Source organism: Acidocella sp. C78 (assembly GCF_907164655.1).
In genome coordinates this window covers 14,522-38,399 of the sequence record NZ_CAJQZK010000083.1, presented here as the reverse complement: position 1 = coordinate 38,399, position 23,878 = coordinate 14,522, and the positions used below count along the sequence as shown (strand labels likewise).

The window sequence follows — 23,878 nt, the reverse complement described above, 5'->3', positions numbered from 1 at the left end:
TCAGCACCACACCCGACCAAAATATTCAAGTGCATGCGCCGAGTTGGCAGCATTCCTTCCAAGCGCTCCTTAGCGCGTTCCCAAGATTTCGTCCGAAGCGCGGGGCATCACAAAGTGGGCTTTCCAAAACCCGCTGCCGGAGACCCGCACGAAGGCTCGCTAGGGCTTCCAGATCCGACGCCATCGCAACGGCCTTATCAACATAGGAATCCGTACTATCGGTCACGCAATCACAAAGACCGACATTGGAAAGATGGCTGACTGAGTGCCGCGCAGCAAAAAAGTCTCCAGCTAGTGTGATGACAGGAACCCCCATGAACAAAGCTTCGCACGTCGTCAATCCGCCAGAATAAGGTATCGGATCTAGAGCAACATCAACATCTTGATATCCAATTATAAATTGATGGTGCCCAGCACGCCCCCGCAATTCAAGTCGGTCAAGATTTATGCCAATTTCAGCTGCCCGCTTTAGAAACCTATCCGGAACACCAACTTCAGAAAATTGTGGGCATCGCAAAATTAGCCGTGAATTTGGAAGGTGAGACAAAACTCTTCCCCACAGAGAGAGAGATTCGTCAGTAATTTTTGAAAGATTATTAAAGCAACCGAAAGTAACATATCCATTTGCACGGGCAGGAAGCGCCGTAACTGAAGGCGGGTCAGGTGGCGGCGAGTAACAAACATAGCCATCAGGGAGCCGCAATAAACGTTCTGTGTAAAACTGCTCATAACCCACAGGCGTTTCCCACCGGTCCGTGAGTATCCAGTCCACACGCTTCATACCCGTTGTAGATGCTTGTGTGCCAACCCACTTTATTTGAACCGGCGAAGGCCGGTAAGCCAAAGCACCCAATAAACCACCGTCACCGATACCGCTTAGGTCAATAAGGATATCAATCATATTCTCGGCGATCAACTCTGCAATCTCTCTGACCCCCATGCCAGTGCATTCGTGCCATGACGCACTGAAGCCGGAAAGTCTTTTTGCAAACCGATCGTGGTCAGTATAGTGCCCGAAGCAATGCAGCTCGAACATTGACCAATCCAAATTTTCTAGCCCAGCGAAAGTAAGCCAACCAACAGGATGCTGCCTCAATGTATGTGAGAGAACTCCCACCCGCAGAACCTTGTCGGGTCGGAAATCAGTTATCTTTGCGAGGGGAGGACATTCTTCGGGTAGCGTGGAAGCCAATCTCCGCATAGCGGCAAAGAGATCACCAGCTGTTGTACCGTATTTATAAGGAAGCAAAGTACTTTCCGTTTGATACAACAAACCTTTTTCTGCGTAAGGAGCCGCAGTTTGAATATCATCAATTGAACCTGAAATATTACCAGACGATGCACGAATAGTAGCACGATTAAGAAGAACAGTTGAAGAACTTTCAGGTGGAATTATTAATGAGTCTAATAGATCAGCCGCCTCTCCATATCGATATTGCCGACCAAGAGAAACGGCCAAATCATTTGTTATATCGATATCCCCCGGCCGCTGCTTGAGCGCATCTCGGAGAAAAAGTTCAGCCCGCTCAGGCTCTTGGCAAGATAATTCGAAATCCGCATGAAGTTGGAGTAAGTCAGGATCCCCGGGCTGAAGCTTTAACGCCGCTTCTGAAAATGCAATCGCCTCCTGAAGATAGCCCAGGCGACGCGATTTCCGCGCCTCAAGGGCAAGCTGTACGGCGGGTGTCCATTGGGGTACCTCAACCGAGATATCAGAACTACCGGACACTACCGCAAGGACGTCACTGTGCATCATTGCATACCGCAAACAATGTGGCGCTAATACGCCTGCTCGAGTGACAGCCTCAAGGGATAATCCAACAACTCCAAGTGCAAGACACGCAATCGAAAATGCATGCCATGCCTCATCATTATCTGGCGCCCGCCTGGTAGCTTCCTCAAGATATGAAAATGCTTCAAGAGGATCATTGTCTCGCAGCGCCAAAACACCCGCAGCAATGAACGGTTCATTACGACATATAGGCAAAGATGTCGCCCTGCGATAATATTCCCGGGCCTCTACAATCTTGTTTTGCCCACGCATATATTGCGCAAGCCTAATCCATGGCTCATCCCAACTAGGAGCAACGTAAGCTGCCATTTCAAGTAAACACAGCGGAGATTTATCAGAGCAATCTACCTCAGCAGCTAACGCCATCGCTATAAAATCGGCCGCCCGCCGTCTATCTTCCGCCACCACGGCACGCCCATTCATAGAATCAAACAGTCCGCGGTAAAGAGCGCGTCGCGGCGTTAAATAATGTTGTCGCCTCCTCCCAATTACCTGTATTTGTGGCCACCTGTACGGCAAGAAGGCAAGTATCAAGATTGGCAATGCCGTCAATAATAAGATCGCTGATAAGAGATGAGGCTTCCTCAAAGGCACCACGCGCAAGGAGTGAAGAAATCAAGACATGCGTGAGTTCCAATTTCTGTGTTTGATCTCCATCAGCACGAGACCCAAATCGATCAAGGGCCGCCTTCGTAGCGATTTCCGCCTCACCAGGAGCCGACCGCGCTAAAGCACGTAAAATTTGTAGATTATCTGGCATATCGACCAAAGCCTCACGCAAGCAAACAACTCCTTCGTCTTCCTGCCCGAGTTCTAGCAATGCTCGACCAAGCATAGATTTCGAAGTCGCATCTCGTGGATTAAAGGTAATTGCTTCCGCTGACGCTTTTGCGGCCTCGATCCAATCATGTTCATCGAGGCTGATCTCAGCGGTCATGCGTAGCAAAAGCGGATGACCAGGATGCTCAATAAGCGCATCCGCCACGATCTGTTTGGCGCGACCGCGATCACCCAGGCTAAATTGAATCATGGCTTCAAGCACCGCAATCATACCAAAATCTTCGCCAAGGCGCCTCAACGACGGCAATAGAAGCGCGGCGGCATTCAACTGTCCGCGCTCAATCAACTGCCGCACTCGATTTCGAATTATTTCATGCGTACTCGGTCTTACAGATATAAATTCGAACGGAATATTGCTTTCTACTTCATTCATTTTATGTTCCTTTTGAACATCTTTATTTTTCCTCGACGTACTCGATTATACTATGCAGTAAGAGAACTGGCTTGAACAGCAAGAGAGATCAGGTTAGCCGATGCACCATTACCACCCATTTGACTCGCTTGGGTCACGGCTAGGAAACGGTCTGTAAAAGACTGCACAAAATTCTTGTCCTGAAATTTCGTTACGTCCAGGCGACTATTTATCGCTTGCTCTTGTGCATTTAGAGGCTGAAACGCTATTTGCTGGGGTAATCCGAGCGCTGTTGTGACAACCGATCGCATGACAGCGTCACCTAGAATTTGCGTGGCGTTCGTAAATTTTGAGGCATTTTGAATAAAATAAAGGGCATTAGATAAACCAGGCGTTTGCTTATCAAGAGACTGACGCCATAATACCTCTGCATAAGCATTTGTCAAAGTTGAGATTGTTGACTGCTTTTTAATTACTGACAGCCCCTGCGAGTAAAATTGATATAGCTGTGCTGTTGCCAGCCATTGCGTGTTCGTTGAGGCTAATTGATTTGCGAGACCGTTGGGGTCTTTTGGATTCGATAGCAACGCCTTTTGCGCAAGCGCCGGAAATCCTGCCTCTGCACCCAGTCCATTTGCAGTCAGAAGTACCTTTAGAACTGTTGGATTTGATAATAGTTCTTTAGGTGATTTTGCTTTGTTAACCGCCTTTGTAAAAGCGGCGATATCCCTCTGAACTTGAGGAGTTTTAGCCTGCGCTTGGATATCTTTCGTCTCATTCCGCTGCGCGATGTCGAGGGCAAGGATGGGATTTTGTGAGCTAAATGTTGTTGCGCCTACTGTTCCACCGTAACTCGCCTGAAGCAGAGATACTGTGTTGGATGATGAACCAACGCCGGATGCCGCAAATAGCGAATTTATGTTGGACGAAAACGAAACAGACACAGATTGCTCCGTAGCTTTATGTTACGCCCTACCACTCAAGCCATTTGCAAAATTATCGCAAATTGTTGCAATGAAATCAACGTCTATGGTTTCTAAATTCATCTGTCTAAGAACAGTGTTTGCAACAGATACAATTTGAACTCGCAATGATTCTGGTAATGGATTTAGTGGGTCTAGATTTGTAGCTAAAACTGTTTGCCAAACTCTTCTTGCTGTAGACAGCGCCTTGACACGTTCAAGTTCATTATCTGCCGACCGTAATAACACACTGACGCTACGAAAGACCTCTGCGTCCTGCTGCCGCTGATCACGGAGGCTATTGGCGGACTCGTAAGCTTTAAGAGCTTTTGCTTGATAAGACATCGATGATCCCTTTTGGTGACCCACATTTCGTTATCACTGACATGACCCCAGGACCGCTGCCTCGTGCCGCATGATCCTCCGTGACAATTTTAGAGCTTCGTAACAATCATCTGCCTTCGCACATTCAAGCGCCCGGTCTAGAATTTCCCGGGCTAGGGGGGAGGTGGTTGCCTGCTTGAACTGCTCGATAAGCTCACGCGCCCTTAAAAGGGCAGATTCACGTTCTTCAGTTGTTCCAATATATGCAGTTTGTAGAGCAAAATATATCTGCTTCGCTGGCGTATTTACTTCATCCGGACGTAGTATTTGCTTTCCGAACATGAAGCGAGCCTTCGCGGTTAGCTCTATCCGCGATTTTGTGCGGAAGCGGATCGGTGCGCCATTCAAAACCATGATATCGCCTTGGCGAAGCTCCAGCACCAGAACCGACATTCGAGTATCCTTTTTAAGGCGGGAGACGGAGCCGGCCTGCCTAGTCTCCAGGCCGGCCCCTGGCTGATGGCTAGATCAGCTTCGTGAGAATTGACGGCTGCTGATTCGCGATGGAGAGAGCCGATGTCGCAAGCTGCTGCTGGATCTGGAGGGACTGAAGCTTGGCAGACTCAGCCGCCATGTTAGCGTCAACAAGCGCTCCAAGACCGTTGCTCAGAGCATCCATTTTGTTTTGATTATATGTAATTTGGGCGTCGATTTGGTTAGTTAAATTACCATATGTATTTAGGTAAGAACCGACACTGGAGACCTGTTTGCTGAATGAGCCAGTGGCGGTCAAAAAGTTCGCAACTGTTGCGTAGCTGTATGTGCCGGAAGCAACTTTTGCGAGCGACGCTCCGATTGTAGACAACGCACTGTATACACTGCCGAGGGAGTTTGCTGTGATCGATATTGTGTTGCCGTTAGCATCAAGTGACACGTGCAGGGCAGAGGACGTAAATGTGGCCGAAGATGTTTTGAGAGTGCCGCTGCTGGACCCAATCAGGGTCTGCCCATTATATCCGGCTCCCTGGATATAAAATTGGAGATTTTTTAGCTGAGACGTAAACTGAGCTGCGTACTGTGACTTTTGGGAGTCCGAAATCGACGAGCTCGACAAGTTCACCAGCGTCGAATCCATGCTCTGCATCAGATTCGAGATATTGGTCAGGGCGGTATTAGTCGTCGAAAGCAGCCCCTGGGTATCACCAAGCTGCTGGTTTGCCGCCGTAAGGCCGGAGATGTTGGTACGGACCGACTGGGCCACCGCGAACGCGGCACCGTTGTCAACGGCGCTGCTGACAGAATAGCCCGTCGAAATCTGGTTCTGAACGCTGTTCAGCGCCGTGTTAATTGAGTTGAGGGTTTCAACGCCCACCATAGCGGCGGAGTTGGTGATAATCGAGCTAACCACACCGGACATGCTTTGTATCCTTGGCTATCATTCAGTCTTTGGTCCGCATTTTGCGGAGATGACGTATATTACGCCGCACTCGTTAACGCCCGATGAAGTTCGGCCTCAAATATATTGAGTGAGGCTCATCGTTTTCACCGCGGCGATAAGCTGATAAGAAGCCTGCAATTGCGTTTGCGTTGACGACAAATGCGTGAGAGTCTTTGCCATATCAACCTGATCGAAGCCTGCAACCTGGTTTGTGAAGGCCGTGTATGTGTTCTGCAGATCAGATATTTGCGTATTCACCAGCGCCTGGTTATTTCCGAGCGCGCCAGCATCCTGAGCCATCGTGTTGATTGCGTTTCCGAGGCTGGACGACATCGCGCTGGCAAAGCCGTTGAAATTCGGATTTGATATCTGACTAGAATTGAGACTGCCAATCGCGGAAAGCGTTGTGAGAATGTCCTTGATGTAGGACCCAGTTGTGTTGCTTCCCGTCGACTGCCCGATGAACTGGTTACCGCTAGCGACGATCCCCGTGGTGATCGGTACCCCGCCGGCACCTAGAACAACCGGAGCGGCCGCGTTGCTCGATAAAGTGCTGGAGAATGGGCTGTTCGATGCACTCGTCGCCGCCGCGAACACACCCGAAACCGAAAGGTTGCTGGTCGCACTCTGGATACTCACGTAAAACGCGGCACTGGTAAAACTGGTCGCGTTCGGCACCGGCGGTATCGTGCTGTCCTGCCCGGCGAAGATATACCTCGTGCCATCCTGGCTGTTCAGCAGGCTGGCAATCTGGGTCACCGCTGTTCGCGCGGTTGCCGCCGCAGTGTCTAGCGCTCCGCTCGTGAGCGAGCTTACACTCTGGAATTGTTGCAGCGCCTTTGACGCGATATCGCTGATCGTCTGGATCGCATTCTGCTGCACGCCCATTTGCCCCTGGGCAACCTTCAGATTTGAGATCGTATTATTGAGCGTATTGAGCGATGCGTTGACGGTGAGCGTGGGGCTGGCCGATCCAGCCTGCGCGCTCTCAAGACCCGCATAGGTCGTTGCGACATATCCCGTCTGTGACTGGATCGTCAGCTGGCCGAGCTTCTGATTGATGACGTCCGAATTCGCCGCGAGCTGCTGGATCAGCCCGAAATTGCCGGTGGAGAGTCCTGATATGGATGCACTCATTGGACCATCGCCTGCACCGCCTGCCACATCTGTTGGGCGATCGTCACCGTTTTGGCGTTCGCCGCGTAAGCGTTCTGCAGCGTGACGAGCAGACTCATCTGCTGATCTATATTCACGCCACTGGTGGACGCAGCCTGCGTCTGCAAGGCTGTTGAAAGGCTAGTCGCATTCGTCGCGGCAGTTTTTGCCGTACTGCTGAGCGTTGCCTCGTTGGCGGTGAAGTTCGAGGCAACGGTCGTAAGCGATCCGGAACCGGAATAGGGGAGCGTCGCGGTGCCTGACGCATCCGTATAGGTGGAAATCGCTGCGGGCTGCGCCGACCCACTCAGTGTTGTGGTTCCGAGCGCGGCGTTCAGAACATTTTGGATCAGCCCGGTGAAGCCCGCCGGACCATTAGAGGGGTTTGGTGTAAACAATACCCCACCGGATGAATTCGTTACGGTATTGGTGCCATCGCGCACCAGCGCGGGATTGGCGGTAACGGTGGGGTTAACGGTAATGGATGCCGAATATCCGTTGCCAGCACTGGTTGGCACCGCACCCGAGGGATCCGTGAACAGGCTCAGACCGGCATTGGCGAACCGGCTTGAGAGAGCCTGGGAGAACGAGTCGAGGCCTGCCTGGATTTGAGGAAGCGTCGTGTTGACGAGCTGCTGAGCACCGCCAAGCTCGCCACTGAAGCTGACGGCGGTACCGCCGACTGAAAATGTGGTCCCGCCCGCGGTCGACGAAACATTGACCTGGGACTGGCCGCTCAAGGGCAACTCGATCCCGTTCGGCGAAAACAGGGAAACAGCGCCGTTGGCTTGCGTGATCGTCTTCGCACCGGTCAGGGAGGCGACGGTCTGAATAGCCAGGTCGCGCTTGTTTGTCAGATCCGCGGTGCTTTTGTTCTGCTGCCCGAGATTGATGATCTGCGCATTCAACGAACCGATCGTGGTTAGCGTGGCGTTCAGTTTCGTGACGTCAGCAGCAACCGTAGTCCCGGTTGATTGCACCGCCGATTGGACGGTATTGGCAATCGTGTTGATCTGGCTCGTGAGAGACTGGGCGGCATTCACGACAGAGAGCTGCTGAACCGCGCTTGAGGGATCGGTCAGCAAGGTCTGGAAGCCAGATTGCAGATTGGCCACCAGGCTAGGCAGGTCATTGCTCTGGCCCGGCGTCCCCATGACCTGATCGATCCCGGACAAGGTCGAGGAGACGATGCCCTGATAGGAATTCTGCGCCAGAGACTGATTGACCTGCGTCTGAATGGCCGTGTTGAGCTGCCGCGTCGCGGGACCGGCGATGACGCCAGACCCTTGGCCACCGGCGGTTTCGGTCGAAAGATTGACGGTCTCGACCGAATAGCCGGGCGTCGTTGCGTTCGCCACGTTCTGCGACACGACGGCCATCTGCTGGTCGATCGCGCTCAGCCCGCTGCTGGCGATCGCGAGTCCGGTTCCGATGCTCATAATCTCTTATTATCCGGTGAAATGATTACGGAAAGGTAAACGATTACTGAACCATATTAACCGTTGTCTGGAGCAGCTGTTGTGCCGCGGTGACGACTTTCGTATTCGCGGTATAGGCTTGCTGGGCGTTGATCAGATCCGTGAATTGCGTCGCAATATCCACGTTGGAATTCTCGATCGACCCCGTCACGAGCGATCCGCCGCTCCCGCCAACGGCGTTGACCGTGGCAGACCCCGAAGCCTGCGTGGCTGTTTCGAGCTGGCCGCTCTGGTTCTGCAGCGCATCCGGCGATGCGAAGGAGGCCAGCGGCACCTGCGCCACGAGTTTGGAAAACCCGTTGGTGTAATTCGCGGTGATGTTGCCCTGCGTGTCGATCGACAAATTGCTGAAATTGCCGGACGGCGATCCGTTCTGGGTAACCCCCTGCAGGTTCAGCGTCGTCCCGGCATACTGGGTAAGCCCGGTGGTGCTGCCAGGCGTACCGAAATCCAGAGTGATGGGCTGGGATGTGCCGCTGAATGTCGGCGAAATCTGCAACTGTCCGCCCGTTGCGGTGGCGCTCGAGCCGGTAGCGGGGGTGATGGAATTCAGCGTGCCGTTCCCATTGAACACGACATTGGCCGTGAAGGTCTTCCCGCTCGTATCATTCGGCGAGGACGCCGTCAGCGTCCAGGTTGTTGTTGGCTGACCCGCGGTAGTCGTTGATGTTGGAGAGGAAAACTGGAGATCCAGCTGCTGCAGGTTGCCCAGCGAATCATACGTATCAACCTGCGTCGTCACCGGCGTGGTTGTCGGCGTGGTCGGCAATGTCGCTGAAATCGTCACATTCGAGGTCGGCACCGGCGGCGAGGCCCCCTGGGAGACCTGGATCGGCGCGAGCGCCGAGGTATTGATGGTTCCTGTCGTGGGATCAGCGGACCAACCGTCGAGATAGGCGCCGGAGCCGTTCACCAGATAGCCCGATGCATTCAGCTTGAAGTCGCCCGCACGCGTGTAATATTGCTGGGCATTGAAGGTCTGGGTGGTTTTGCCGCCAACTGTTGTGCTGGCGCCCGGAAGTGACACTGTGAAATATCCGTTGCCGTTGATCGCCATGGCAAGCGGATTGCTCGACTGGGTGATCGTCCCCTCGACCGTATTGGTATATTCGGGGTTGGCCACCACCGAGTCAGGCCCGTTGCTGGAAGCTGTGCTCTGGACGAGATAGTTGATGAAATGGGTGTTGACGCCCTTGTAGCCGGTCGTCTGGGCGTTCGCGATATTGTCGCTGATATTGGTGAACGCGGCAGACTGGGCCTGCAGACCACTGACCGAAGTATCCAAAGCACCGAAAATCGACATCCTGTCCTCAGCTCCAAATGGTTGACGGCTCATCCGCCGCGCCGCCAGCGTCGCCTTGTGGGCGAGAGGAAACGCGCTCACCCCGCTGCTGCACGAACCATGCCAAGACGCAGGAGCGCGCCCTGCCGCCGTTTCAACGCCGCCCGGCAGAAGAAACCCGGCAGAAACGGCCGGCCCATTCGGTCCAACCCGGCAGTTTTTGCCGCCCGACCGCAAGTCTGCGCCGCGATCGCCGTGCGTTTTCATCAGGCGCGTCTTGGCAAGTTTTTTGCTTATTAGCTCGCATGACCTCTGGAACCGTCATCTCCGTCGCGCCCGGCCTGCCCGCTCCACCGCCGCCTCAGGGCGGCAGCCAGATCTCGGCGCCGTCCAGCGCTGAGGGAAGGGACAAAAGCTCGGCCGCCACCGCCTCCGGCACCGCCAGCAGCCAACCCTCCTCGACGACACCGTCCACCGCGCCACGCCTATCGGCGGTCGCAAATGGACAGGCCGATGCAAAGACGACGGCGGGCAGCGGCCATGCGCCTTCCTTCGGCGCCGCGCTGGCCGGGGCGGCCAAAGGATCCGGTGAGGCGAAATCCACCGCCGCTGGCGGCACGGCCCAGGCCGCATCCAGTGCGAGCGCAGATCCCAAGGGCAAAACGTCCGGCAAAACGGCTGCTCGCCCTGCCGTCGATGCAGCGGGCGCGCCGTTGCAGATCGCGCAACCCGACCCTGGGGGAGCCCAGCCGGCGACGCCAGCCGCAGCGGCGCCGGCAAGTGCCTCTACCGGACAGGCGAAGGACAATTCGCACAAATCCGATCACACCGCCTCGACATCTGGCGCAAGCGCGGCTCCAGCAAGCGCGCTCCCTGCCGCCCAGCCTGCAACGCCGCCAGCACCAACCGGGCCCGTCATCGCGATCGTGACCACGGCGGCGCACGCGGTCGCCAGCGGCCCAACGACCCCCGCAGCAGCCGACGGGAACGCTGCGCCATCGATTTCCGGCAAGCCGGCGGCCAGCAGCACCGCGACGACCTCGGCCTCCGGCAACACGTCCGCCGGCGCCGCGTCCTCCGCCGCGGCCGGTTCCGCCGGCAGCCCACCCTCCGCCGGACCGACACCTGCCGAAACAGCCCTGGCGCATGAGGCCGCGGCGCGGTTTCATATGGCGCTCGCCGCCGCCACGCCCGGGCACGCCGAGCCGGCCCATGCGAAACCGTCCTCAGCGGCCGGGACAACCGGACAACCCGGTACGACCGTATCGCCCGGAACCGTTTCCTCGCCCCTGCTCGCCGCATCGGCCGCGGCCCCGTCACAAACTGGCGGCGCAACTGCCTCGGGCGCTGCCGCAAGCGCCAGCCCGGCTTCGGCGTCGAGCCAGATTTCCGCGGCCCTGGTCAATGTCAGCAAGCTCGACGCCTCTCACGGCGCCGCCGGCGCGGCATCGGGCACCCGCCTGACCATCGCGCTGGCGCCGCCGGCTATCGGCACCGTCACGCTGCAGATCGACCGTCATTCCGATGGCAGCTCCTCGGTCACAATCGGGGCCAGCCATGCGCAAACGCTGCTCGACCTGCGGAACGACCATACGACTCTCGATCAGGTCCTGACCCAGGCCGGCCTGCCAGCAGCCAACCGGAGCATCAGCTTCAACCTGATCGAGCCGCGCGCGAGCACCGCAAGCCAGCCGCAACCCGGATTCGGCGGCGGCTTCGGGTTTTCCGGCGGCGCGCCCCAAGGTGGGTCTGCGGGGGGCTCTGGAGGGGGCTCCGGGGGCGGTTCGGCGCGAAACGCCGCGCCCGTTTACCAGGTCCCGTCCATTGCCGCCGGCCCCGCCACAACCTCTGTTGCGGAAGCCGTAGGGCTTCCGGCCAATGTGACGCTGCGCCGCTTCGGCGTGAATGTCATGGCCTGACCGTTTGTTTCACCCGCCGTTCCGAATTCGATCCCAAAGGAGCCCATGATGACCAGCAGCGTCGCCTCAGTCGCCTACCAGCAGAGCCAGCTGACCGCCGCCGCCAACGCCGCCGCTGCCGGGATCGGCGGCGCAAGCTCCAGCACGAGCGCCGCCAGCAGCGCGGCCGCGTCCAGCACCGGTGGCAGTTCGACGGCGAACGCCCTGAGTTCGCTCTCCTCGAACTACAACAACTTCCTGACCATGCTGACCACGCAGTTGCGCAATCAGGACCCCACCAACCCTGTCAGCTCAAGCCAGTTCACCTCCGAGCTGGTGCAGTTCTCGCAGGTCGAGCAGCAGATCAACACCAACCAGAGCCTGACGCAGTTGCTGCAACTCACCCAGGCGGGCGACCTTACCCAGGCCAGCGCGATGCTTGGCAGCAAGGTCACCGCAACATCGAGCCAGCTGCCGCTGCAGAACGGCACGGCGACGCTCAACTTCAATGCGCCCACATCCGGCCCGGTGGCGGTCGCGGTTTACAACAGCGCCGGCCAGCAGATTCTCGACAGCGCGATCAACGCCACCGCCGGCAGCAATTCCTGGACCTGGAATGGCAAGGACGCGTCCGGCACGCAGATGCCGGACGGTGCCTATAACGTCGCCGTGGTCGAAGGCGGGGCGAATGGCGCCACCACCACCCTCCCCTTCACCATCACCGGCACGGCCACCGGCGTGACGAGCAGCGCCAACAGCGTTTCGCTGCAACTCGGCAACGTCGCGATTCCCTTCACAGCTGTCACCAACGTCACGAAATGAGATACGACCGGCCGGGCGGTTCCCCGCCCGACCGGCGCCAGCCCCCGATCTCCATCCCGCGGGCCAACTCCGTTTTCCCTGACGGGGGAAGCGCCCTCTCAGGCAGGTCGTGAATATGAATGGGGCCAAGCAAGAGAATCATCCGCGCCGGAAGGATCGGATGCTGCTCAGGTCTCGCGCATTGGTCTTATTGCGTCATAAATACTGACATAAAAACCGTCCCCTGTCACCGGAGCACTTTCCGATCCATCCGGATCGGATTCAGTGCGCTATAATATTGATAAACAAAGCATCTTTACGCGATCAGATGTCTCCATCTGATCGGGTGATGCTTTCGCAGCACGGCTGAGCCCGTCAGCGCCGCGCTGTATTTCAAAAATCGCATATCACTCCACGGACAGACGAGCCGGCCACAATGCCCTCACAACGGGCGCGACAGGTCGAGGACTGATTATGGTGGTTTTTCTGCTCCAAATTTTCTAAATCTCTGAAAACATGACGTATTTTTATTTTTACAATCAAACGAAAAATAATTCGTATTATTTACCAAAGTGTAAATTATTCTATAAATTGTAAATATACGATTACAATATTTTCTTTCTTAATATTTATCTTCTTACAGAATCAAATTGTCCCATCTCTTGTGCATTTAGAGTATTCGTTTATGTAAAACCGAGTGAATTATCTGAATCGAAACGAAACGGATAATTTTGATTACGAAATAATGAGGATACCTCGATGAACTCGCTCTCCCAGAACGGCAAATTTGATATGGAAATTGATATAAAAAAATACAACATATCTCTGTTCTGTGAATCTGAAGATATCAATATCGATTTTCCTAATAATTTATTTAACGTTAATTATTTTGAAATAAAAAATAATATCCAAAAGAATATCAAAGACAACATAATTGTAAGTGACGTATTTATATTTGTGCTAAACGGTGACAATTTTTCCTCTCTGGCCAGTATAACCGAGATTCGTGACCTGACGCGTAGGCCGATCATAGTCCTTGTAAAGAATTACAGCGAGGCGGTGGCTGTGACCCTGTTCCGGATCGGCGCCGACGAGGTTCTCGATGCCTCGATCGGCATGCACGATCTGGAAATCCGCATCGGCAACATGGTCAGACGGCAGGCCAAACATGCCCCCAGAGACATGGAAACGCCCAGCGTCGCGATTGCGGATTTCCTGTTTCTCAACATCCGCAACCGTGCGGTGCTCCATGAAATTTTCACGCCCTATGAGCTGATGGCGCTCAGCCTCCTCGTGCGCAATGCCGACAAGATTCTGTCACGCGGCGACATGGCCTCAGCCATCAAGGGCCGAGCCGTCGGCTACAACGATCGCAGCATCGACAACCTCATGTCGCGTATCCGCAAGAAACTCCGCAACCTTGGTCTTGAGAAATACAAGATCCGCAGTTTCAATTCCGTTGGCTATCACTTCATCTCCGGCGGCGAAAACTTCATCGCCGATCTCGACAACGCGCTGCAAACCCAGATTTACGCGGGCATGAATCCCCACGACCCCGAAACACCATCATCGGATACCGACTGGTAATCACGCCCCACGTTTGCGAACAGCAAAGAGGCGGCCTCCGCGCGGATGACGGATCGCGCGCGGAGGTCTGCACGTTCTCGCCGTGCATCTCCGCCGGGGCAAATTGTCAGCCCCCAGCCCGATGGGAGAGCGATTGTCCTCATCAGCGACCCTGCAAAGCAGAATTATTTTTTAGATTTTATTGAAACAAGTTGAATAATAAATAAAATTGTAATCAATCAAATATATTTTATCTATTTCATATAATACATATTATATTTTTTATATAGATAGTGAATTTATTCCTTCGTTCACCCGATATTCAAACTTGTATTATGTATTTTCATATTTTATCGGTCATGCGTTCAGACCACAGGAACCTGACAGATGAACAAAGATTGCACATCGCCCGGCTTCCGCAGAACTCCCGTTATCAACCCATGATCAAGAAGAGCCATGCGAGGCGGATCGCCGGTTCCTGCCTCAACCGGCTTGCCGATCTGGTTCGTCCCCATCAGCGGTTGCGGCGTCTGGCGCTGGCCTGCCTGCACGCCACCCCCTGGCTCGACAGGTGGCAGCGCAGTCTCCGCCATCAATCGCTGGCCGGCGCCGCCGGCGAACGGGTAATCGGCAAGCCCCGACGGCCGCGCCCCACGATCCGGGCCAGGCAGTTCCACCATCGCCGCGATCTCGCAAACCTCAGCGCCACGGCCGGACGACTGTATCTGCAAATGCTGCGCGCCAGCGCCAACCGGCAGGGCTGATGCGCCTCGTCATCGATGTTCAGGGCGCGCAGACCAAAGGCAGCGCGACACGCGGCATCGGCCGCTATACCCTGGCACTGACACAGGCGATCGCTCAGCTGCGCGGCAACCACGAAATCATCGTCGTCGCCAGCGATGCCTTCCCCGAGAGTCTCGCCCGGCTGCGCAACGGCATCGCCGATCTGCTGCCACCGGGCTGCTTCCGGGTCTGGCAGTGCCCACGGGGTCTGAGCCCGCATACCCCGGCCGGACTCGCCCGCAGGCGGGCCGCCGAAATGGTCAGGGAAGCTTTCCTCGCCGCGCTCAGGCCTGACGCGATCCTGATCTGCAGCCTGTTCGAAGGCGGCGACGATGATTGCGTCGCCAGCATCGGCATGTTGCACGACATCCCCACCGCCGTGGTGCTCTACGACCTGATCCCGCTCATCCACCGTGAAATCTACCTCTCGCCCTGCCCCGCACGGGAAGCCTGGTACGAGGCGCAGCTCGCGCATCTCCGGCGTGCCGATCTCGTGCTCGGCATTTCCGGCTCGACCTGCCGCGAGGCCGAAACCATGCTCGGCCTGCCGGCGTCGCGCATCGCCGCCATCGGCGCCGCCGCCGACAAGGCGTTCCACCGCGAGGCGCTGCCGGCGGATGCGGTGCAGGCGGTCCGCGCCCGGCACGGGCTTCGCGAGCGCTTCGTGATGTATACCGGCGGCATCGACCACCGGAAGAACCTCGATCGGCTGGTCGCCGCCTTCGCCCGCCTGCCGGCGCACCTGCGCGCGGCGCACCAGCTCGTTATTGTCTGCGCCGCCGACGCCGCGGCGCGCGAGCGGCTGCAAACCCTCGCCCGGCGGGAAGGGCTGGGGCCGGCCGATCTGGTGCTGCCCGGCTTTGTCCCGGAAGACGAGCTGATCGCGCTCTACCAGGCCTGCACCCTCTTCGTGTTCCCGAGCTGGCACGAGGGCTTCGGCCTGCCGGCGCTTGAAGCCATGGCCTGCGGCGCGCCGGTGATCGCCAGCAACACATCGAGCTTGCCCGAAGTCGTCGGGTGCGACGACGCGCTGTTCGACCCGATGGAGACCGGGGCGATCGCGGCGAAACTCGAACAGGCGCTCGACGATGAGCCGTTCCGCCGCCGCCTTGCCGCGCACGGACTTCGCCAGGCGACGACCTTCTCGTGGCACGCCACCGCCCGTCGCGCGCTCGATGCCATCGACGCCCTGCCACGCCGCCCGCCGGCTCCGGCGCCCACGCCACAGCGCCCGCGCCTCGCCTATGTCTCGCCGCTCCCGCCCGAGCGCAGCGGCATCAGCGAGTACAGCGCCGAACTCCTGCCCGAACTCGCCCGGTTCTACGAGATCGAACTGATCGTCCGGCAGGACGAGGTTCTGCCCGCGTGGCTCGGCACCCAGTTTCCCATTCGCACGCCGGATACGCTGCGCGAGACCCCTGCCCGCTACGATCGCGTGCTATATCATGTCGGCAATTCCGCCTTCCACGAGCACATGTTCGACCTGCTGGCCGAAGTGCCGGGCGTCGTCGTGCTGCACGACGTCTGTCTCTCCGGCGTCATGCGGTGGCTGGAGGACAACCGGCAGAGCGCCGGATTCTTCGCCCGCGCGCTCTATCGCAGCCACGGCTATGCCGCCGTCGCGCGCGGCACGCGCGACGCCGGCGAGGGACTCGCCCCCTACGCCTGCAATCTCGACGTGCTCGAAAACGCGGTGGGGGTCATCGTCCACAGCGCCGGCGCGGCGCGGCTGGCCGCGGAGATCCACGGCCCGGCGATGGTGCGCGACTGGCAGGTGATCCCGCTGCTGCGCACCCCAGCGCCACCGATCCCGCGCGGCGCGGCGCGGGCAAGGCTTGGCCTGCCCGCCTCGGCCCTGCTCACCTGCAGCTTCGGCATCCTGGCGGAAACCAAGCTGAACCACGCCCTGCTCGATGCCTGGCTCGCCAGCGGGCTGGCCGAAAACCCCGACGCCCTGCTCGTCTTCGTCGGCGAATCGAGCAGCGATGCCTACACCGCCGCCCTGCTCGACCGCATCGCCGGCAGCCCCGCTGCCGGGCGTATCGCGATCACCGGATGGACCGACGCCGCCACCTATCGCGACTATCTCGCCGCCGCGGACATCGCGGTGCAGCTGCGCGCCGCCTCGCGCGGGGAAACCTCCGCCGCGGCGCTCGACTGTCTGAACAGCGGCATTGCCACCATCGTCAACGCCAACGGATCGATGGCCGAACTCGATGAGAGCATCGCCGTGAAGCTGCCGGAGGATTTCGAACCGGCAAGTCTGGCCGCCGCCCTCGAACGCCTCGCCGCCGACACCGCGGCACGGCAGGCACTCGGCGGCCATGCGCGCGACCATGTCCGTCACCACCACGCACCTCGCGCCTGCGCCGAGGCCTATCATCAGGCGATCGAGACGGCATGGCGGCGGGCGCTGATGTCGGTCCAGGGGGCGATCGCGCGGATCGGCCAGCTCGCCCCCCCGTTATCGCGGGCCGAACTCGGCGAGGCCGCCGCATGCCTCGCGCAGAACCGCGAACACGGCGGACTGCGTCAGCTGCTCGTTGAAATCCCGCCCGAACCCGGGCCCGACGCCGCCCAGCGCAGCCTGCTGGCCAGGCTGCTGCGCGCGCCGCCAGCGGGATTCCGGGTCGAGCCGATCCGCTTCGAGGCGGCGTCCTGCCGCTACGCGAGATGCTGGACGATGGACCTGCTCGACCTGCCCCGCGCCGGCTTCACCGATGATCACGTCGAGGCGCATGATGGCGATATCGTGCTGTCGCTGCCCGCAGGGCACGCGATGCAGGAGACACGGTACGCATTCACCCGCCGCTGGCAGGCCCTTGGCATCCGGTTCGGCCAATTCGACGATTACATCCGATCGGATGATGCTCCCTACGCTGCCCCGCGCTGTCCGCCGCAGCGCCTCAGCCCCGCGGCGCGGCCGCGCGCGCAAGCCGGTCGTTGATCGCAACGCCAAGCCCCCGCAAAGGCACCCGCGCCACCGCGATGCGCCGAAGCCCGGCGGCGATCGCGGTATCGTCCAGCTCATGCAGGGCATCGAACAGCCGGGCGGCGGCCTCGACCAGATCGCCCGCCGGCGAGAGATTGAGCCTGACCGCGGCTGCACCACCCGGCTCCGGCCCGAAACCGAGCCAGGCCTCTTCCGCCTCCGGCGTCTCGGCATCGAGGCGCAGCGGCAACACCGGCGCGTAGTGCGACGCCAGCATTCCCGGCGCCTTCACGTCTCCCCCCGTCCCGCTTGCGAGATCGATCGGGCCAAGCACCGCTTCCAACGCCTCGCGGGACACGCCGCCGGGGCGGAGAATGGCGGCACGCGGTCCGGTGAGGTCGAGAATGGTGGACTCAAGCCCAACACCGCAGGCTCCGGACTCCAGAATCCCGGCAATCCGCCCCTCCAGCCCGGCGAGAACATGCGCAGGGCGCGTCGGGCTCAGCCGGCCGGACAGATTGGCCGAAGGCGCCGCCACCGGCCGGCCGGTGGCGGCAAGCAGGGCGCGCGCCACCGGATGGTCGGGCACCCGAACGGCGAGGCTGTCGAGCCCGGCAGTGACGAGGGCGGCGATGTCGCTCTCGTCGCGGCGCGGCAGAACCAGGGTCAGCGGCCCCGGCCAGAACGAAGCCGCCGCCCGCGCCGCCCGCGCATCCGCCTGCGCATGGCGGAACGCCGCATCGGCGTCGGGCAAGTGACTGATCAGCGGGTTGAAGCGCGGCCGGCCCTTGGCCTCGTAGATCGCGGCGACCGCGCTGGCATTGGTGGCGTCCGCCCCCAGTCCATAGACGGTCTCGGTGGCGAACGCGACGAGTTGGCCGGCGGCCAGCAGCGCCGCGGCCCGGGCGATTCCGGCCGCATCCGCGGCAAGGCGCTCGGTCATTCCTCGTCCGGCTTCAGCAGGTCTCTGGCGACTTCCGGCCGGTGCAGCAACTGGTTGATCCGCGTCGCCTCATCCAGCGCGTGATCGGGCTGGAAATGCAGCTCGGGGACGAATTTCATCCGCAACCCGTGGCCGATCGCGCCGCGCAGATACGGGCCGACGCGCCGCAGCGCCGGCAGATAGCGCTCGATATCCGCGGCGCCGAGCCGGGAGACGAACACCGTCGCGTGCTTGAGGTCCGGGCTCATCCGCACCTCGGCTACCGTGACATGCACGCCCGCAAGGTCGGGATCGCGGAACTCGGTGCGAGCGAACAGTTCGGCAAGCCGGTGGCGGAGATCCTCCGCCACCCGGCGCTGCCGTTGCGAGGGCCCCTCGGCGCCGCCCTTTACGCCGGAACGGTTTCGGTCTCGTAGCATTCGACCACGTCGCCTTCGCGAAGATCGGAGAAGCCGGCGAAGGACAGGCCGCATTCATAGCCGCGCGCGACTTCCCGCACATCGTCCTTGAAGCGCTTGAGCTGCGACAGCTCGCCCTGGTGGATCACCACGCCCTCGCGCAGCAGGCGAACGCCGGCGCCGCGCTTGACCTGCCCCTCGGTGACATAACAGCCGGCGACCTTGCCCACCTTGGTGATGTTGAACACCTGGCGGATTTCGGCGTAGCCGAGGAACTTCTCGCGCTGGATCGGCGCGAGCTTGCCCTTCACCATCGTCTCGATGTCGTCGGACACCTGGTAGATGATGCTGTAGTAGCGGATATCGACACCATCCCGGCTGGCCAGGGTACGGGCCTGCGCATTGGCGCGCACGTTGAACGCGACGATGATCGCGTCCGACGCCTTGGCAAGCTGCACATCGCTCTCGGTGATCTGGCCCACCCCGGCGAGCAGCACGCGCACGCGCACCTCCTCGTTGCCGAGTTTCTGCATGGTGACCTGGATCGCCTCGGCGCTGCCCTGCACATCGGCCTTGATGACGAGCGCGACTTCCTTCTGCTCGCCGGCCTGGATGCGGGCGAGCATCTGGTCGAGCGTGCCGCGCGCGGCGGCCCCGGCGGCGGCGGCATGCTCGCGCATCCGGCGCTGGCGGAACTCCGCGATCTCGCGAGCCCGTCCCTCGCTCTCGACCACGACGAACACCTCGCCCGCCCCCGGCACGCCGGAAAGCCCGAGAATCTCGACCGGCGTGGATGGGCCGGCTTCCTTCACCGTCTGCCCGCGATCGTCGATCATCGCCCGCACGCGGCCCTGCTCGGTGCCGGCGACGATGATGTCGCCCTGCCGCAGCGTGCCCTTCTGCACCAGAATCGTCGCCACCGGGCCACGGCCGCGATCGAGGCTGGATTCGATCACCGCGCCTTCGGCGGTGCGGTTCGGGTTGGCCTTGATGTCGAGCAGTTCGGCCTGCAGCAGGATCGCCTCCTGCAACGCGTCGAGCCCCTGCCGCTTCAGCGCCGAAACCTCGACATCCTGGGTCTCGCCGCCCATCGACTCGACCGCGATATCGTATTGCAGCAGCTCGCTGCGCACGCGGTTGGGGTTGGCATCGCCCTTGTCCATCTTGTTGATGGCGACGATGATCGGCACGTTCGCCGCCTTGGCGTGGCGGATCGCCTCGACCGTCTGCGGCATGACGCCGTCATCGGCGGCAACGACCAGCACGACGATGTCGGTGACCGACGCGCCGCGGGCACGCATCGCGGTGAACGCCTCATGGCCCGGCGTGTCGATGAAGGTCATCTTCGCGCCGGAATCGAGCGTCACCTGATAGGCGCCGATATGCTGGGTGATGCCGCCGGCCTCGCGGGCCGCGACATCGGTCGAGCGCAGCGCGTCGAGCAGGCTGGTCTTGCCGTGATCGACATGGCCCATGATGGTGACCACCGGCGGGCGCGGCTTGAGATCGGTCTCGGTATCCTCCTCGCCCTCAAGCCCCTGCTCCACATCCGATTCCGACACGCGCTTCGACTTGTGGCCGAATTCCTCGACCACGAGTTCGGCGGTGTCGGCGTCGATCGTCTGCGTCGCGGTGGCCATGACGCCGAGTTTCATCAGCGACTTCACCACCTCGGGCACGCGCGCGGCCATGCGGTTGGCGAGTTCCTGAACGGTGATGGTCTCCGGCAGGATCACCTCGCGGACGACGCGCACCTGATCGGAACGCAGCCGTTCCAGCTCGGCCTGTCGGCGCTCGCGGTCGCGCTGGCGGCGCACCGAGGCGAGCGAGCGGACGCGCTCGTCATCGCCGGACAGCGCGGCCTGAACGTCGATCCGCGCGCCGCGGCGGCGATCGTCGACGGCCTTCTTCGGCGCCGGCACGGAAGGCTTGCGACTGGGCGCGGCGCCGCCGGGGCCACCGCCACCGGGGCGGCGCGCCGGGCGCGGCGCTTCCTCTTCCTCCTCGCGCCCGCCACGGCCGGCGCGCAGGCGAAGGGTTTCGGATGCAGCACCAGCCGGGGGCGCGGCCGCCGGCCGGCGCGGGGGCACCGCGGCGGGGCGGGCGGCGGATGGCGCAGCGGCGGCGGGCTTCGGCGCAACCGGCGCTACGGCCGCTTCCGGTGCCGGCGTCGTGGCGGCGGCAGTCTCCTGCTCGGCCTTGCGCCGCGCGGCGTCTTCCTGCTCGCGGCGCTGCGCCTCTTCCTCCTCGGCGCGGAGACGGGCGGCTTCCTCGGCGGCGCGCGCCTCCTCCTCGGCCTTGCGCCGGGCTTCCTCGGCGGCGGAGAGGATCGAGATCTTTTCCTGCTCGCGCCGCTCGGCCTCGGCCCGTGCCGCCTCGCGCTGCTGCTCGACCACGGCGCGCTGGCGCGCGGCCTGCTCAGCCGCGGTCAGCGCCCGCGGCGCGGCGGCGCCACCGCCCGAACGCGGCTGCCCCGAAGGGCGTCCCTGCTCGGCGGCGCCGGCAGCGCCCCGCTTCTTGCGCACCTCCACCTGGACGACCTTGGATCGTCCATGGCTGAAGCTCTGGCGCACGGAACCGGCATCGACCGTCCGCCCCAGCTCGCCCCGGTTTGCCGGGCGCAGCGAGAGCCGCCCCTTGGTTTCGCCTTGATCCTGCTCGTCGCTCATTCAATCCGGTCCGTAATCAATTCTGTGTCTTCATCAGCATCTTGTCGGCGGGCGGTCAGATCTGCCGGCCACCCCGGTCGGTCTTCTCTCTGCCCGCTCCCTGCGGCGGTTGCAATCGCAAGGCCGCAGGTTCGGTATCGGTCACCCCCGCCAGCCGGACGGAGTCGGCCTCGATCTGGACGGCGAGCCGTCCCGGCCCGATCGCCACGTGCACCGAGCGTTCCCGCCCGAACACCGCCCCGAGCCGCGCCGCGTCCAGCGGCCGCACCACCCTGGTTTCGCGGCGCTGGACCAGCCGTTCCTGCTCGGCCAGGCTGCCATCGGACGCCTCGACCAGCAGGGCGCACTGCCCGGCGGCAATCTTTTCCTTCGCCTTCTCGAAACCGCACACGGCCTGACCGGCGCGGCGCGCCAGCCCGAGACGTTCTGCAATCCGCTGTTCCAGCGTGCTGGCCACGATTTCCGCCAAGCCAGACGGTGCCACCAGACGCCGCCCCGCCGCGCGGGAGAATGCGTTGGCCTTCACCGCCTTGTCTATCACATCCCGGCGCGCACTCAACCACAGCCCGCGACCGGGCAGGGTTGCAGCGGCGTCGAAAACCAGCGCATCCGACGCCAGCGCCTCCGGGGGCGCGACGAATCGCAGCATCGTCTCCCGCGGCAGGCGCGCGCGCGTCACCAGGCAGCGGCGCAGGGGCCCGTCCTCGGCCGCGTCGTCTTCCGCAAGCCCGGCCAGTGTGTCGGGATCAGCCAGCGTCCTGCTCTCCCTCGAACCAGTGGGCGCGCGCCGCCATGATGACGGCGTTCGCCGCATCCTCGTCCATCGCCTCGGCGCCGACGATCTCGATCAGCTCGTCGGAGGCGAGGTCGGCCAGATCGTCCAGCGTCTTCACCCCCTTCTCGCCGAGCGCCACCAGCATCGGCGCGGTCAGCCCCTCCGTCCCGGCGAGGTCGTCGGCAACGCCGAGGGCGCGGCGTTTGTCCTCAAGCTCGTTCGCCTTGCGTTCGAGCGCGGCCTCGGCGCGGCGCTGCAGCTCGGCGGCGATCCCCTCGTCGAACCCCTCGATGGAGGCCAGCTCATCGACCGGCGTGGCCGCAAGGTCGTCCACCCCCTCGAAGCCTTCCGTCACCAACAGGCCGGCGATCACGTCGTCGACATCGAGCGCCTCGACGAACAGGCCGGAGCGGCGGCGGAACTCTTCCTGCCGGCGCTCGCTTTCCTCGGCTTCGGTGAGGATGTCGATGTCCCAGCGGGTAAGCTGGCTGGCGAGGCGGACATTCTGGCCACGTCGGCCGATGGCGAGGCTGAGCTGGGTGTCGGGCACCACGACCTCGACCTTGCCGGCCTCCTCGTCGAGCACGACCTTGGACACTTCCGCCGGCGCCAGCGCGTTGACCACGAAGGTCGCCGGATTCGGGCTCCAGGGAATGATGTCGATCTTCTCGCCCTGCAGCTCGGCCACCACCGCCTGCACGCGCGAGCCGCGCATGCCGACGCAGGCGCCGACCGGGTCGATCGAGCTGTCGCGGCTGATCACCGCCATCTTCGCGCGCGAGCCCGGATCGCGGGAAACCGCCTTGATCTCGATGATCCCCTCGTAGATTTCCGGCACTTCCTGGGCGAACAGCTTGGCGAGGAAGCCGGGATGGGTGCGCGAGAGGAAAATCTGCGGCCCGCGCGGTTCCTCGCGCACATCGTAGATGAAGGCGCGCACCCGGTCGCCATTGTGCAGATTCTCGCGCGGAATCGTCTCGTCGCGCCGCAGCAACGCTTCCGAGCGGCCGAGATCGACCATGAGGTTGCCGTATTCGGTCCGCTTGACCACGCCGGTGATGATCTCGCCGACACGATCCTTGTATTCCTCGAACTGCCGCTTGCGCTCGTATTCGCGAACGCGCTGAACGATCACCTGCTTCGCCGTCTGCGCCGCGATGCGGCCGAAATCGATCGGCGGCAGCGGGTCGACCAGAAATCCGCCAACCTCGATCTCGGGCTTGAACTTCCGCGCGATATGGATCGGGATCTGGGTTTCCTCGTTCTCCACCGTCTCGACCGCCTCGGTCCAGCGCGAGAGGCGCACATCGCCGGTCTTGCGGTCGATCGTCGCCCGGATGTCCTTCTCGTGGCCATACTTGGCGCGGCCGGCCTTCTGGATGGCCTGCTCCATCGCCTCGAGCACTTCTTCACGGTCGATCTGCTTCTCGCGGGCGACCGCGTCGGCGACGAGCAGAAGTTCGGGGCGGGCTATGGCGGTGTCCATGGTC

At 61.1% G+C, this 23,878-nt stretch carries 21 protein-coding genes; 5 read left to right on the top strand and 16 right to left on the bottom strand.

From position 1 onward, the window contains the following. Positions 1-25 precede the first annotated feature (25 nt). The 11 genes from ACIDOCELLA78_RS92245 to ACIDOCELLA78_RS92195 all read right to left on the bottom strand — a co-directional run bounded on the left by ACIDOCELLA78_RS92245 (position 26) and on the right by ACIDOCELLA78_RS92195 (position 10,677). Positions 26-2,215 carry a hypothetical protein gene (locus tag ACIDOCELLA78_RS92245; protein ID WP_201729228.1) on the bottom strand — a complete coding sequence of 730 codons (2,190 nt, stop codon included), beginning with the start codon at positions 2,213-2,215 and terminating at the stop codon, positions 26-28. Between the two features lie 4 nt (positions 2,216-2,219). Beyond that, positions 2,220-3,005: a hypothetical protein gene (locus ACIDOCELLA78_RS92240; protein WP_201729227.1), complete on the bottom strand. Its 786-nt coding sequence runs from the start codon at positions 3,003-3,005 to the stop codon at positions 2,220-2,222. 50 nt (positions 3,006-3,055) lie between these two features. Next, on the bottom strand, positions 3,056-3,928 hold the full coding sequence (locus tag ACIDOCELLA78_RS92235; protein WP_201729226.1) for a DUF1217 domain-containing protein: 873 nt from the start codon (positions 3,926-3,928) through the stop codon (positions 3,056-3,058). A 21-nt stretch (positions 3,929-3,949) separates the two neighbouring features. Next, positions 3,950-4,291, bottom strand: a complete 342-nt coding sequence (locus ACIDOCELLA78_RS92230) for a flagellar biosynthesis regulator FlaF (protein ID WP_201729225.1) — start codon at positions 4,289-4,291, stop codon at positions 3,950-3,952. Between the two features lie 33 nt (positions 4,292-4,324). Beyond that, positions 4,325-4,723, bottom strand: coding sequence for a flagellar biosynthesis repressor FlbT (locus tag ACIDOCELLA78_RS92225; RefSeq protein WP_201729224.1), 399 nt, complete (start codon positions 4,721-4,723; stop codon positions 4,325-4,327). A 70-nt stretch (positions 4,724-4,793) separates the two neighbouring features. After that, entirely contained in the window at positions 4,794-5,687 is an 894-nt protein-coding gene (locus ACIDOCELLA78_RS92220) for a flagellin (protein ID WP_201729223.1), read from the bottom strand. A 96-nt stretch (positions 5,688-5,783) separates the two neighbouring features. Further along, positions 5,784-6,845 carry a flagellin gene (locus tag ACIDOCELLA78_RS92215; protein ID WP_201729222.1) on the bottom strand — a complete coding sequence of 354 codons (1,062 nt, stop codon included), beginning with the start codon at positions 6,843-6,845 and terminating at the stop codon, positions 5,784-5,786. Then, positions 6,842-8,302 carry a flagellar hook-associated protein FlgK gene (gene flgK, locus ACIDOCELLA78_RS92210; RefSeq protein WP_201729221.1) on the bottom strand — a complete coding sequence of 487 codons (1,461 nt, stop codon included), beginning with the start codon at positions 8,300-8,302 and terminating at the stop codon, positions 6,842-6,844. The genes ACIDOCELLA78_RS92215 and flgK overlap by 4 nt, the downstream gene beginning before the upstream one ends. 43 nt (positions 8,303-8,345) lie before the next feature. After that, positions 8,346-9,890: a flagellar hook protein FlgE gene (gene flgE / locus ACIDOCELLA78_RS92205; protein WP_249676255.1), complete on the bottom strand. Its 1,545-nt coding sequence runs from the start codon at positions 9,888-9,890 to the stop codon at positions 8,346-8,348. 94 nt (positions 9,891-9,984) lie between these two features. Then, positions 9,985-10,278, bottom strand: a complete 294-nt coding sequence (locus ACIDOCELLA78_RS92200) for a hypothetical protein (protein WP_201729220.1) — start codon at positions 10,276-10,278, stop codon at positions 9,985-9,987. 168 nt (positions 10,279-10,446) lie between these two features. After that, positions 10,447-10,677, bottom strand: coding sequence for a hypothetical protein (locus tag ACIDOCELLA78_RS92195; RefSeq protein WP_201729219.1), 231 nt, complete (start codon positions 10,675-10,677; stop codon positions 10,447-10,449). 115 nt (positions 10,678-10,792) lie between these two features. Here ACIDOCELLA78_RS92195 and ACIDOCELLA78_RS92190 point away from each other — a divergent pair, with 115 nt between their 5' ends. From ACIDOCELLA78_RS92190 to ACIDOCELLA78_RS92170, 5 genes are all read left to right on the top strand, one after another. Next, the gene (locus tag ACIDOCELLA78_RS92190) at positions 10,793-11,542 is read left to right on the top strand and encodes a flagellar hook-length control protein FliK (protein ID WP_201729218.1); all 750 of its coding nucleotides are present in this window, start codon (positions 10,793-10,795) and stop codon (positions 11,540-11,542) included. 48 nt (positions 11,543-11,590) lie between these two features. Next, positions 11,591-12,343 carry a flagellar hook assembly protein FlgD gene (locus ACIDOCELLA78_RS92185; RefSeq protein WP_201729217.1) on the top strand — a complete coding sequence of 251 codons (753 nt, stop codon included), beginning with the start codon at positions 11,591-11,593 and terminating at the stop codon, positions 12,341-12,343. A gap of 738 nt (positions 12,344-13,081) precedes the next feature. After that, complete coding sequence (locus tag ACIDOCELLA78_RS92180; protein WP_201729216.1) at positions 13,082-13,909, top strand: response regulator transcription factor; 828 nt, start codon at positions 13,082-13,084, stop codon at positions 13,907-13,909. Positions 13,910-14,328: 419 nt separating this feature from the next. Next, a complete protein-coding gene (locus tag ACIDOCELLA78_RS92175) occupies positions 14,329-14,652 on the top strand; it encodes a hypothetical protein (RefSeq protein WP_201729215.1) in 324 nt (107 codons plus the stop codon). After that, positions 14,652-17,618, top strand: a complete 2,967-nt coding sequence (locus tag ACIDOCELLA78_RS92170) for a glycosyltransferase (protein ID WP_201729214.1) — start codon at positions 14,652-14,654, stop codon at positions 17,616-17,618. The genes ACIDOCELLA78_RS92175 and ACIDOCELLA78_RS92170 overlap by 1 nt, the downstream gene beginning before the upstream one ends. On the opposite strand, the gene ACIDOCELLA78_RS92165 is transcribed toward ACIDOCELLA78_RS92170, so the two are convergent. From ACIDOCELLA78_RS92165 to nusA, 5 genes are read right to left on the bottom strand one after another with little or no spacing between them, the layout of a single operon-like run. Next, the gene (locus tag ACIDOCELLA78_RS92165) at positions 17,578-18,546 is read right to left on the bottom strand and encodes an L-threonylcarbamoyladenylate synthase (protein ID WP_201729213.1); all 969 of its coding nucleotides are present in this window, start codon (positions 18,544-18,546) and stop codon (positions 17,578-17,580) included. The two genes, ACIDOCELLA78_RS92170 and ACIDOCELLA78_RS92165, sit on opposite strands and share 41 nt — an antisense overlap. Continuing rightward, complete coding sequence (rbfA, locus tag ACIDOCELLA78_RS92160) at positions 18,543-18,965, bottom strand: 30S ribosome-binding factor RbfA (protein WP_201729212.1); 423 nt, start codon at positions 18,963-18,965, stop codon at positions 18,543-18,545. The genes ACIDOCELLA78_RS92165 and rbfA overlap by 4 nt, the downstream gene beginning before the upstream one ends. Beyond that, positions 18,935-21,613 (bottom strand): translation initiation factor IF-2, encoded by a 2,679-nt coding sequence (gene infB, locus ACIDOCELLA78_RS92155; protein ID WP_201729211.1) that lies wholly within the window; start codon positions 21,611-21,613, stop codon positions 18,935-18,937. The genes rbfA and infB overlap by 31 nt, the downstream gene beginning before the upstream one ends. Before the next feature lie 55 nt (positions 21,614-21,668). Continuing rightward, the gene (locus ACIDOCELLA78_RS92150; RefSeq protein WP_201729210.1) at positions 21,669-22,427 is read right to left on the bottom strand and encodes a DUF448 domain-containing protein; all 759 of its coding nucleotides are present in this window, start codon (positions 22,425-22,427) and stop codon (positions 21,669-21,671) included. Continuing rightward, complete coding sequence (nusA, locus tag ACIDOCELLA78_RS92145) at positions 22,360-23,874, bottom strand: transcription termination factor NusA (protein WP_201729241.1); 1,515 nt, start codon at positions 23,872-23,874, stop codon at positions 22,360-22,362. The genes ACIDOCELLA78_RS92150 and nusA overlap by 68 nt, the downstream gene beginning before the upstream one ends. Positions 23,875-23,878: the final 4 nt, after the last annotated feature.

Excerpts from the sequence above, each read along its gene's own strand:
- ACIDOCELLA78_RS92170 (WP_201729214.1), top strand. The coding sequence starts at position 14,652 with ATGCGCCTCGTCATCGATGTTCAGGGCGCGCAGACCAAAGGCAGCGCG.
- ACIDOCELLA78_RS92230 (WP_201729225.1), bottom strand. The coding sequence starts at position 4,291 with ATGTCTTATCAAGCAAAAGCTCTTAAAGCTTACGAGTCCGCCAATAGC.
- infB (WP_201729211.1), bottom strand. The coding sequence starts at position 21,613 with ATGAGCGACGAGCAGGATCAAGGCGAAACCAAGGGGCGGCTCTCGCTG.
- ACIDOCELLA78_RS92220 (WP_201729223.1), bottom strand. The coding sequence starts at position 5,687 with ATGTCCGGTGTGGTTAGCTCGATTATCACCAACTCCGCCGCTATGGTG.
- ACIDOCELLA78_RS92185 (WP_201729217.1), top strand. The coding sequence starts at position 11,591 with ATGACCAGCAGCGTCGCCTCAGTCGCCTACCAGCAGAGCCAGCTGACC.
- flgE (WP_249676255.1), bottom strand. The coding sequence starts at position 9,890 with ATGAAAACGCACGGCGATCGCGGCGCAGACTTGCGGTCGGGCGGCAAA.
- rbfA (WP_201729212.1), bottom strand. The coding sequence starts at position 18,965 with ATGCTACGAGACCGAAACCGTTCCGGCGTAAAGGGCGGCGCCGAGGGG.
- ACIDOCELLA78_RS92225 (WP_201729224.1), bottom strand. The coding sequence starts at position 4,723 with ATGTCGGTTCTGGTGCTGGAGCTTCGCCAAGGCGATATCATGGTTTTG.
- flgK (WP_201729221.1), bottom strand. The coding sequence starts at position 8,302 with ATGAGCATCGGAACCGGACTCGCGATCGCCAGCAGCGGGCTGAGCGCG.
- ACIDOCELLA78_RS92215 (WP_201729222.1), bottom strand. The coding sequence starts at position 6,845 with ATGAGTGCATCCATATCAGGACTCTCCACCGGCAATTTCGGGCTGATC.
- ACIDOCELLA78_RS92150 (WP_201729210.1), bottom strand. The coding sequence starts at position 22,427 with ATGCGGCGAACGCCGTCATCATGGCGGCGCGCGCCCACTGGTTCGAGG.
- ACIDOCELLA78_RS92175 (WP_201729215.1), top strand. The coding sequence starts at position 14,329 with ATGATCAAGAAGAGCCATGCGAGGCGGATCGCCGGTTCCTGCCTCAAC.
- ACIDOCELLA78_RS92165 (WP_201729213.1), bottom strand. The coding sequence starts at position 18,546 with ATGACCGAGCGCCTTGCCGCGGATGCGGCCGGAATCGCCCGGGCCGCG.
- ACIDOCELLA78_RS92240 (WP_201729227.1), bottom strand. The coding sequence starts at position 3,005 with ATGAATGAAGTAGAAAGCAATATTCCGTTCGAATTTATATCTGTAAGA.
- ACIDOCELLA78_RS92190 (WP_201729218.1), top strand. The coding sequence starts at position 10,793 with ATGGCGCTCGCCGCCGCCACGCCCGGGCACGCCGAGCCGGCCCATGCG.
- nusA (WP_201729241.1), bottom strand. The coding sequence starts at position 23,874 with ATGGACACCGCCATAGCCCGCCCCGAACTTCTGCTCGTCGCCGACGCG.
- ACIDOCELLA78_RS92180 (WP_201729216.1), top strand. The coding sequence starts at position 13,082 with ATGAACTCGCTCTCCCAGAACGGCAAATTTGATATGGAAATTGATATA.
- ACIDOCELLA78_RS92245 (WP_201729228.1), bottom strand. The coding sequence starts at position 2,215 with ATGAATGGGCGTGCCGTGGTGGCGGAAGATAGACGGCGGGCGGCCGAT.